The 330-nt window shown below is 52.1% G+C and carries 1 tRNA gene; it reads right to left on the bottom strand.

From position 1 onward, the window contains the following. Positions 1 to 2: 2 nt before the first annotated feature. Positions 3 to 75, bottom strand: a tRNA-Val gene (locus ACZ3HH_RS29530). Positions 76 to 330 lie beyond the last annotated feature (255 nt).

Below are 330 nucleotides of genomic sequence, written 5' to 3'. Positions count from 1 at the left end.
GGTGGGTGATGACGGGATCGAACCGCCGACATTCTGCTTGTAAGGCAGACGCTCTCCCAGCTGAGCTAATCACCCTTTACCTTCGTTGCGGGGCGCATTGTGCCACAGATTTTCATAAAGTGTTGATTTAATTGATAAAAAATCAAAAAAAACTGAAAACCGGTAAAACGACACACCCTGCAGGAACTTCAGACAGAAAAAAACCCGCGTTTGCGGGCTTTTCCGTGGTGACCTGGCGTTCAGCGTTCCAGGTTACCGAATATGGCGCAGCGGACGGGACTCGAACCCGCGACCCCCGGCGTGACAGGCCGGTATTCTAACCGACTGAAC

This window comes from Pseudomonas sp. PME37.24/025 (genome assembly GCF_055556615.1).
This window is presented reverse-complemented; position numbering and strand designations above follow the sequence as displayed.